Source organism: Clostridium sp. Cult2 (assembly GCF_021655075.1).
GTDB lineage: Bacteria > Bacillota > Clostridia > Tissierellales > Tepidimicrobiaceae > Schnuerera.
The window spans coordinates 1-9,774 of the sequence record NZ_PPXX01000077.1; the positions used below are offsets into that span (position 1 = coordinate 1).

The 9,774-nt window shown below is 32.7% G+C and carries 7 protein-coding genes; all 7 read right to left on the reverse strand.

What is annotated here, in order from left to right; translation table 11 throughout:
* Positions 1–364 precede the first annotated feature (364 nt).
* Positions 365–1,108: a hypothetical protein gene (locus C3E90_RS08295; protein ID WP_207654924.1), complete on the reverse strand. Its 744-nt coding sequence runs from the start codon at positions 1,106–1,108 to the stop codon at positions 365–367.
* A gap of 177 nt (positions 1,109–1,285) precedes the next feature.
* Positions 1,286–2,998: a TnsD family transposase gene (locus tag C3E90_RS13515; protein WP_236915172.1), complete on the reverse strand. Its 1,713-nt coding sequence runs from the start codon at positions 2,996–2,998 to the stop codon at positions 1,286–1,288.
* The gene (locus tag C3E90_RS08305; protein ID WP_236915173.1) at positions 2,998–4,683 is read right to left on the reverse strand and encodes an ATP-binding protein; all 1,686 of its coding nucleotides are present in this window, start codon (positions 4,681–4,683) and stop codon (positions 2,998–3,000) included. Before C3E90_RS08305 ends, C3E90_RS13515 begins: the two co-directional genes overlap by 1 nt.
* Positions 4,655–6,817, reverse strand: a complete 2,163-nt coding sequence (locus C3E90_RS08310; protein ID WP_236915174.1) for a Mu transposase C-terminal domain-containing protein — start codon at positions 6,815–6,817, stop codon at positions 4,655–4,657. The genes C3E90_RS08305 and C3E90_RS08310 overlap by 29 nt, the downstream gene beginning before the upstream one ends.
* Positions 6,798–7,655, reverse strand: coding sequence for a TnsA endonuclease C-terminal domain-containing protein (locus tag C3E90_RS08315; RefSeq protein ID WP_236915175.1), 858 nt, complete (start codon positions 7,653–7,655; stop codon positions 6,798–6,800). The genes C3E90_RS08310 and C3E90_RS08315 overlap by 20 nt, the downstream gene beginning before the upstream one ends.
* Positions 7,656–8,205: 550 nt before the next feature.
* Complete coding sequence (locus tag C3E90_RS08320; protein ID WP_236915176.1) at positions 8,206–8,646, reverse strand: hypothetical protein; 441 nt, start codon at positions 8,644–8,646, stop codon at positions 8,206–8,208.
* A gap of 178 nt (positions 8,647–8,824) precedes the next feature.
* Positions 8,825–9,265: a hypothetical protein gene (locus tag C3E90_RS08325; protein WP_129723532.1), complete on the reverse strand. Its 441-nt coding sequence runs from the start codon at positions 9,263–9,265 to the stop codon at positions 8,825–8,827.
* Between the last annotated feature and the right edge of the window lie 509 nt (positions 9,266–9,774).

Below are 9,774 nucleotides of genomic sequence, written 5' to 3' on the forward strand. Positions count from 1 at the left end.
AAAGTTCTATTAGGATTGAGGAAATAATAGGATTTAGGAACTAGGGATAAGGGGAGATTTTGTCCATTTATTCTTCCATTTTCTTATCCATTCAATCTTTCAATCCATTGATTTACCTGACCTTGAGCCTTATCTCTTTTTTCTCTTCTAATTAAAATTCTAATAAAAAAACCATAGTTCCTAGGCATTCCTTATACCTTTTCCCTATGGTTTTCTAATAGTACTTTATTTGCATTCTAAAATGAATTTGCATAATGATAGGACTTTATTTGATGGGGACATAGATACAGGAACAAGGGGTAAGGAGCAAGGGAATAAGGATACCATTATATATATAAATTTGTTTTCGATATCAGATTATCTTTTATTTATATAGATTTTTATACCAGCATTCTTTTCCTTCCCGTTTTATTTCAATTCTATCATATTCAATTGATTCTCCGACTAAATATCTCCATACTTCAACATCATCAAGTATTCCATCATATCTTCTTATAAAAGTTTCTACTAGACTTTCTCCTTTTTTATTAAAATCATCTTGGAAAACTATAATTTTTCTTTCAGCAATTATTCTAGAAAGATAAAAGACTGCTTCTATTGCAGTTGATATTTTAGCAGAAGGAAAGTTATCATCCTTTGTCCAAGTATAACTTTTACATTCTGCTACAATGGAGTTATCCAATGAAACCAAATCAAACTTATGAACTTTATTAACACCTACAATTAATGGCTTTTCATAGAAACTATCCTTAAGTTTTCTATTTAAATATAATCCCACTCTGTTTTCAAATTCATCAAAAGGGAGCCTTGAAAAAACGCCATTATTATTTGTGTTTTGTAGATTCGAGCGATGATTCTGACTGTTTACTTCATGATTTACCACTTCGTTATTATACGTATGACCAATACCATTTACTATTTTAATCTTTTTACAGTATGAACATTCGCCTTTACAACGGTTTATCATATCTTGCCTAAATAATTTATTACAAACAGCATTAATAGTTTGACGTGGTTCGATGCTCAGCAATTTTGATAAACAGTCATCGCAGAAGTATTTATCTTTATTATCTAAATAGTTTTTAATTACCTCACTATGCTTATCCATTCTGTATCTCCTTTATGGGAAACTTCTCATCTTTTTAGGAACATTATCTCATAAAAATATATCAGAATAATTACTTTATTCCTCAGATATCTATATTATATCATTCATTTTCTATATATCTTCTTTTTTATAATTTATCTCTTTGCACATACCTTGATTAAATTATTATCATCTAGGTTAGAATGTTAGAAAATTAGCATCATATCCTTCATTCTCTAATGCTTCTTTAATCTTTTCTTGAACTTTTTCCATATATCTTGGCTTAACTCCTGCTGTTTCTGCCAAATTCCATAGTGTCATCTCTTTTCCCTGTCTGTCTATTTCCCCGATACCCCATTTTATTTTCCTTATATGGAATTCTTCCAGGCTTTCTAATTCTGAGTCTATATATGCCTTTGTCAATGGGAGTTTCTCCTTCCTTTTAGAGAGCCAGCCGCTAATCCCTAACTTGCCTCCTATAGTTGACCATGTTATCCTTTCAGGCTTGCCTTCCTTCATTTCTTTTATCACTTCCTTAACTTTAGGAAGCAATTCAGCATCTCTTTTATCCCAATCAACAGTGTTAACTACTGTTTTTATTCTGCGATAGTTTTCTTCCATCCATTCACTATCATATCTTTTTAGCCATGCATAAACTCCATCGTTATTTCTACGAATTTGACTGCTGCTTTTATTAGGATATTGAGCATGGAGTTCAAGCCACTTTTCCCTTAACCTTTCCCTTTTCATTCTAAATTCTTCTGTATCAGTAAACTTGTTGTGAAGATATTTTCCACCACCATTAAATTTCCAAAACTCTTCTACTCCTAACCTATCAATAGCCTTTCTAATTGTTTTTGCAGATGACTTTAATATATCTGATATTTCTCGGATTGATAGTCCTGACTGGGTAAGTTCTATCAACCTCTGGTCCCACAGTTCCTGATAAGCATCAATATTGTTTTCATCTTCATCATTAGAGCCAAGTTTTGTATTAAATAAATCAGCCACTGGAATTTCGAGAAACCTTGCTAATAATAGATACCTTATTGAATAGGTTGTCCTATCATTATTTCTAACCATATCAGGTAGCCAACCTCCGCTATTAACTGATACAGAGGATTGAACAAGTGCCAAGTATTCATGGCCATAAAAATCCACAAAGTCTTTCTTTAACTTCTTTTGATGAATATAGTTGTTCATCCTTGCATAGCCTTTTTCTATCAATTTAACCCGAAACTGACTTCTAAACCATTCACCTTCCCTAAATCCAAACTGATTGTTTAAAAGTATTTCTGAATCCTCTGCCATCAAAAGCATCTTCTCCATCAAATCATTTGAATACCTTATTTCTTTTTCTACTATACAGTTCTCATGGGATGCACTAATAAACCTCTGTCTGTTACCTGCCCTTATGAGTTCTGTGCTATCACAAAGGGGTATCTTATGTTTTAAACATACAAATACCCCTGTAACCTGATGACTTCTGTGCCAATATGGCTCTCCAAATCTTTCTATGTCCTCTTTAAAACACTCAGGACAAAATCGAAAGTATTTATTTAAATTGATAGAATTTGATATTAGACCTATCCTCATGTAGGAAACTGCCCCTTCACCATTTTTCATAGTTTCAATTATCTTTTCAGCCCTGTCTCGTGGGATAAATGCTGCAAGATAAGGAAATAAGGTATGCTTATAGATAAAATATTCTGCTGTATATTTTGTACTGATAGGCATATTTTCAATTAATGCATCTAATTGTGTAGACAGTTCCATAACTGCTATACAGTTCCTTGTTCCGAATAAATCCTCAAAATTATGGATTTCTTTTATATTACCACTTCGTATACAGTATCGTGCCAGCGTACTATATAATATTTCGTCTGGATAAGGTGTAGGAAAAAAGTTCACTATATCACCCCCTTGGCAAAAATATCATCTTTAAAACTTACAATATATCCTGATTCATTTATAGCCTCATAAGCACTTTTATTATCCTTTTTACCCTGTTCAACAATGGTTCGAATATCAAATGAGTTTACAGCATTTCGCCCTGATTCTCTTTCTTCCATTTTACCTGTTCCTTTTTTCCCTATCCCCCCTACTTCTTCATCCTTAAGTTGTTCTATCACACCTTCGACCACATCATCTACACCTAAGTCTTGATTTTTAGAAAATATAGTATCAACTATTTTTTGTGCATTTTTAATATCTACGCCTAACTCAACAAGTTTTATCAGAGCCTCTTTTTTTACCCCTATAGAGCCCTCTTGCCTTAGTTTCTTTTGTTCTTTCTTTATCTCCTTAGCCCGCAAGTCCAGGTTAATAGATTCTCTCGTCCGAGTTAAATAATCTGTATAATCAATATCCGCCATATAGATATCCTCGTATTTAATAATTTCTCTCAGATTATTCGTCTTTAATGCAGTAATCATTGGCTGAATTAGTTTTAAATTCTCTTTTGCTACCTTTTTAATAATTTGTGGAGTTATCTCTTCCTTTCCTGTCGATATAGCATGTGCTTGAGCAATAGCATAAACCTTTTTTAATAAATCAGGTATCCCTTGGGTTTCTTCATATAATACATTACTTATTTCAGGGGTAAGGAGCGTTTCTTTCCTCATCCACTGGTAGTGCCATATAGAATCTACTAATAAGTCCCACACCCCATCTCTTTGAATCCTATCGCATACCATATCTCCTCCAGAACCTGACCCCCTTCGTGCCTGCCTGAAATCTCCTTGGAGTACGTTTATTGCTTTTGGAGTTCCAACCAAAATAACTGGAACACCTACATTATTCACCAGGTTTACAAAGAAATTCAACATCTTTTCGCTTCCACCAGATTTGGCCATGCTTAAATGCTGTATCTCATCAATAATCAAAAGCCCCAAGGAACAATTTCTTACTACCTGATTCATAATTGTCATCATCGCATCAACAGTTGACTTCGCCCTTATAACTTTTTCATGATAATTTGTTCCTAAAAGCCTATCTATTTCTGAAAAAAATTCATATAGTAGCCCCTTTATCGAGCCATCGTGAGGACATTCCAATTTAAGATAAACAACCTGATACATCGAAAAAAGGCTACCTTTATATTCAGAATGTACTATAACGTTTGGATATAGATTTAATATCCTTTGTAAAGAAGAGGTTTTTCCTATCCCCGATATTCCTATCAGAGTAAATCCAAGAGATGATGAATAAAATCTATCTTTATTTATTAAACCTATTGAATTCTTACTATAATAATCCTTATAGAACCCTTGAGCCAGTTTATTATCAAACGGATTCCTAGAGATATAACCTTGCCTTAACGCACGTGATATCTTATTTTCCAATTCTAAATTCATAGGCAATGGCTGAAAAACTTGAAATAGTCTATCTATCATGTGAATTCTATAGTGACCTTCTACCTGTCTTTCGCTTTTATAATATTCTGGGTAAACGGCTATCTTCTCTATTATTTCATGTGGCGAAAGAAGATTAGGAAGTGCTTCTATGAATGGATTCCTTCTATAATCTGAAATTACCTGTTCTGTATACTTTGCTTCTACTGCTATACTACCATTCGGTATCATTACTTCCTTCATCCTTCATCACCTCTTTCTGTTTTTGAAGCAATAATTCTAAAGTATCTATTTCTAAAGTTTCTTTTTCTTTATCTGGAGCGCTTTGATAATCTTCATTATCACTTCCTAAATCAAAAACCTCTTCCAATCTTCTAACTGTTTTTTCCGCATTCCGATTCCCTCTTATATTCTTAACTCTCTGTCTATGACTTTCTACTGTACTTGTCTCACTTTTATAGTCTTCTTCTGCTTGTTGAACTATGTCCTCTATTTCAGCAATTAATTGAGTTTTTGCTTGTGCAACATTATCCTTGTTTCTTTCTCTCTGCATTTTTTCTACTGCTAATAAATACTCTATTTCCTCAATTGCTCTGTCCTTATACCTATTGCTAGCATCTACTAAAAAGCATTTCTCATATTCGCTAGGATTATCATTATAGACATATATATACTCCATATTACGTGGGTCATAACTTATTCTAATCTTCCGTGTTCCTTTAGTTCGTGCATCAGCAAAGACTCCACTTTTCAATATAGATTTAGATGTATAATACATATCTTTATACCTTATACCTTTAGGAGTAACAGTTGCTATATCAGACGGCATTAGTGCTAATTTAACAACATCCTCTGAAGCCGTTCTAAGAGTCCCACCTCTATTAGCAATACCCCAATTCCAGAGTTCAATTGGTATGCGAGGAACATTATCTTGAACCATATCTTCGTCACGTTTATAATAATCTAAGTGATAATGATTGTTGTGATATAGGACGCATTTAATTAATATCTGTGTAAATTGGTATAAATCCAACTTGGCTGCTAGTCTGTAGTCTTTGTCACCTCTTTCACGGCCATCTAAATCTATTACACCTGGTAAAAATGGCTTGGTTCTTTCATTTGTGAGACCGAAAAACCTTTCAACAGCCGACTTTAAATCCGCTCGGTATGGTGATGTATTTTGAACTTTCACATTAAGTGTATTTATAAGATTGTCTATACTATCCCCCTCTAATTCACCACGGTCTGCAATAATGGTTTCTGGTAGATGATGCACAGGCCAATCTTTTTCTTCTATCTCTATACCAAACTGCTTACAAAACTCTACTTTACTAGTAGTAGCATTTACGAGCGCCATCATTGCTCCTACGTAAGAGCCTGTTTCAAGACCAATATATAAACCACATATTAAACGAGAGAATTTATCAATTACTGCGTATATAGCAGGCCTACCAATTACCCAGTTTCTGTTGTATCTTGATACTAGATATACATCTCCAACCTGACAGTCAATTTCAAATTGCCCTGGTTGAAGTACGCCATTCAACGCACTCCCTACAATAGGTCGATACTGCTTTTGGTACTTTTTATTGCTATACCTACTTGAAATTTCTTTTTTTACATTACGCTCCTTTTCGAACCAATAACGAAATTGTCCAAAAGAAGGAATCTCTGATTGGGATTTTAAAACAGGTATCTTTACTCCATTTTCTTCTTTAAACCCATCTGAAAAATATTCCTTTCTCATCAGTTCATATGTCAATGTCAAGGAGTTTTTTGCTGTGGTGTAGTAGTATTTATTTACAGCAATACGAAAGATTCTTTTTATATCCTCAGTAACATTTACCCCTTCTCCTATAATAGACTGATTAGTTCTAGGTCTTCCTCTTTTCACATTTCCAGCCTTTCTCTCTTTGCCCTTTGCTCCACAGTTTCGGTAATCTGGTAATAAAGCGTTGCAAGTTTTCCCCCTTTTCCAGTACCTTTTTAAATATTCCAGAATCCATGATTCACTTAATCCACAGGTTTCGGAGGCTCTTTTAATTAACTTCCCTCTAAAAGTAGATTGAAAAATATCTGGCTCCTTATCTACCATATCCTTAATTACTTCCCACGCCCTATCCCTAATTTCCTTATGTTTTACAGGTATATCTTCTTCCTTTAACACAACTATAAATTCGTCATCATCTTTTATTTCTGCCTTCCCTCCAGCCAATGCATCTTCCATATCCTTCTGTCTTCGAATATAAGGAACTTTATTTTTATTTAAATCAATTACATAGGCTATTTCATCATCAATCCACAGAAGTCTCTCAATGCTAGTACTTTCAGTCCCGTCTTTCCATTCTAGTAAAGAATTAACCGTATACCTTAACATCATTATTTCCCCCTTTGTCACTTATTTCAGGCATGTAAACTGATTTCCCTGTTTGACTAAGATTGATAGGCTTATCCATATCTAGAACTATCCTTTTCTCTGCAACTAAACGTTTAAATAATAGTAATCCCATTCCGACATCTAGTGAATAGTCTTTTTCAAATCCTGCTATAATGTTCTTTATGCTCTGCTTATTATCAATAAATCTGTATAAAATACCGTCAAATAAGTCATCAAACTCAGCCTTAGTAAGACCGTTGCAGTCATCAGAATTCATCACTGAATGAACCCATTCTATATTTTTTGCCCTGACATCATTAATGTCCTTATTTGTCACAATGCCCCAATCAATTCCTTGAGCCTTCCAGTACCTCCTTTCAATTTCCAGTTTCTCGATTGTACTCTTTTTAGACAATTCCGAAGCATATTTTATACTTCTTGCAGCAAAACTCTTTTGCCCATCAGAGTTCAAAAGCGTAATCAAGAATGTGGTGGTTAGTATATACGTTTCCTTGGTTTTCCTGTCTATAAACTTATCAAGTCTTAAATCCGATATGTCGTTCAACACTACTTCTAAATCTATTAATGGATAATGTTCTCGAATATCGATAACTTTTTCTTCCCAATCTAATAAATAAAAATACTTTAATTGCGTATCTGAAAAAAAATGATGTATTCTTTGTGTTGTCCATCCAAAAACTCTTGTTACCCTGCCCATACTAGGGAAATCCTGCACAGTTAGCCAAGGCTTATATTCCTTCCCTTCTCCCTGACCCCTGCCTTCCTTTATCCATCTATTTAATTTGTTTGAATCCCAATCATTGCTTCTTTTAGCCATTGAATTACCTCCGATACTTTAAAATTGCAAATAAAAAAATGCCACTGACCTCAAGGCATCTTTAAGATGTCTGTGTCAATGGCATTTTAATCCATTCGTTCTGTGTACTTTAATTTTATCATATAACAACTTTATTTTAAACGTTAAAGTTAAATTTGAAATAGGTTATAGTGACCAAGTAAAATTCTATGTATTACTTGGACAAGGAGGCATTTAAGTATCATGAAAGGAAGTATTTTTAGAACTATAAGATTGCTTATACTAGCAAACATATTCTTAATACCTTTTGTTGTAACCATTCAAAACATTGTTATACGCTTTGTTATAGGCTTATTCGTAGGTTTTTCATTTATTGCATTACTGTCATTCACCAGTAAAATGCAAAACTTATATGAAAAATATAATTAAAGAAATGAAGAAAGGCATTAGTAGGTTTTCCCTATCAATGCCTTTTCCTATACTTGGCAAATGGTATAGCCTATCATGTTCCGCTCTCTGGTATGGTTCTAAACCCCTTATACTCTAAGCCCTTTGCCCCTTTACCCCTAATTCATATAATTGGTCTTTTATCTATTAATTTTTCATCGAATTTTTTCATTATTGTTTCATATTTTTTAAAATTTCTTTCTTCTTCTTCCTTATCTGTGCTAGAATTACGTATGTGTATTTCTAAATCAAGAAAACTTATGTCATCACGTTCTAACATAACATAATCTTCGTAGGTTTCTATATTATCCTTTATTATTTTTTTAATTCTTTCACAATCCTGTCTATCTTTTCTGCAATTCTCCACTATCTTCCATTCATTCTGTTTTATAAACATTTCCTCTTCTTCGTTTGCATAGCCTATATCTTCATCGAGGAAATCTAATAAAATCTCTACTTCTTTTTCAGTAAGATATAATTTCTTTTTTCTTTCTTTAAGATGAAAACCACGGGTGGATTTATGCTTTTGTTCAATCTTTTTTAATCTAAAATTGTCTAGGCTCACTATATTATTTTCCATTTCGTATATACCTCACTTTTCCCTTTATTTATTTTTAGCATAACACAAAATTTTTCTAGAACTGCAAAAAAAGCAGAATAATATTAAGATTATTTTACAATTGTATTAATTCTAACTTATAAAAAAATATTGGCGAACAAATCGCCAACATTCCAAACCAATATCAATTCAAAGCAGTCCTATTTTCTTGATAGTTATTAATGTAATCCCTATATTCCTTTATATCCTCTTTACTAATCATAGAATATATACTTTTTATTTGCCATACAAGGTCCTCATATTTCTTATTGTATATGCCCATTAATTGTAAATTTAAGTGTACACACTCCCTAAAAACTAAAAATTCTGCTATATTTAGTTCAAGTAAAATTTCCTTCCTATTGTACGGTTCAGCCATTAAAATAAGTACTTTAGTCATTATCATTTCTGTATTGGCGATATTTTCATGGATTGCAAAGTCATCTATAACTCCCTCTTCATATCTTAAAACTTCTAGATGCCTATTTATCTGCCGTAGCAATAATAATAACAATCCCTTGGGAATCTTAATCTTAATATTTACCTCATTAAACTTAGAATAAATTTCTTCTGGTTTTAAATGCATAGTATAAGCCCTCCCTATATTATAAAATTCCTATTTCTTAAACTCTATATAATATAAGAAGGGCTACAAGGTATTTTCAAGTTTTCTAATCGGTTAAATGACCGTATTCCATATTTCTTATCAATGAATCTGAATAACTGAAACAAATTCAATTTTGCAATAGTTACCATATTAGTATACAATCTTTTTAATTTGCTTTGGGGCATAAAACCAGAATACTGTGTCATAACCTTTAATTAATATATAATACTAATTATTATTTCCACTTTTTATCAACCATTAAATATTCTCGTATAGTTTTTACAATATTTTGAATAGTATCTTTATGATGTATACTTCTCCTTTGAAAATTGTTATAAATTGCAGTAGAATTAACTTTAGCAGGAGCGTTTGGGCTACATTGTGTTTTTGATGTTTATGTTAATCTAAAAGTAGGCCACCATTTCAGTTGAAAACTGGTCCACCTTTAAAATATAATACCCCTATGAATAACTTTTTAGGGGGAGATG

What these genes read in the sequence shown, in the direction of transcription:
- C3E90_RS08295 (WP_207654924.1), bottom strand. Translation starts at nt 1,108, where the DNA reads ATGGATAAGCATAGTGAGGTAATTAAAAACTATTTAGATAATAAAGAT.
- C3E90_RS08305 (WP_236915173.1), bottom strand. Translation starts at nt 4,683, where the DNA reads ATGAAGGAAGTAATGATACCGAATGGTAGTATAGCAGTAGAAGCAAAG.
- C3E90_RS08310 (WP_236915174.1), bottom strand. Translation starts at nt 6,817, where the DNA reads ATGTTAAGGTATACGGTTAATTCTTTACTAGAATGGAAAGACGGGACT.
- C3E90_RS08315 (WP_236915175.1), bottom strand. Translation starts at nt 7,655, where the DNA reads ATGGCTAAAAGAAGCAATGATTGGGATTCAAACAAATTAAATAGATGG.
- C3E90_RS08325 (WP_129723532.1), bottom strand. Translation starts at nt 9,265, where the DNA reads ATGCATTTAAAACCAGAAGAAATTTATTCTAAGTTTAATGAGGTAAAT.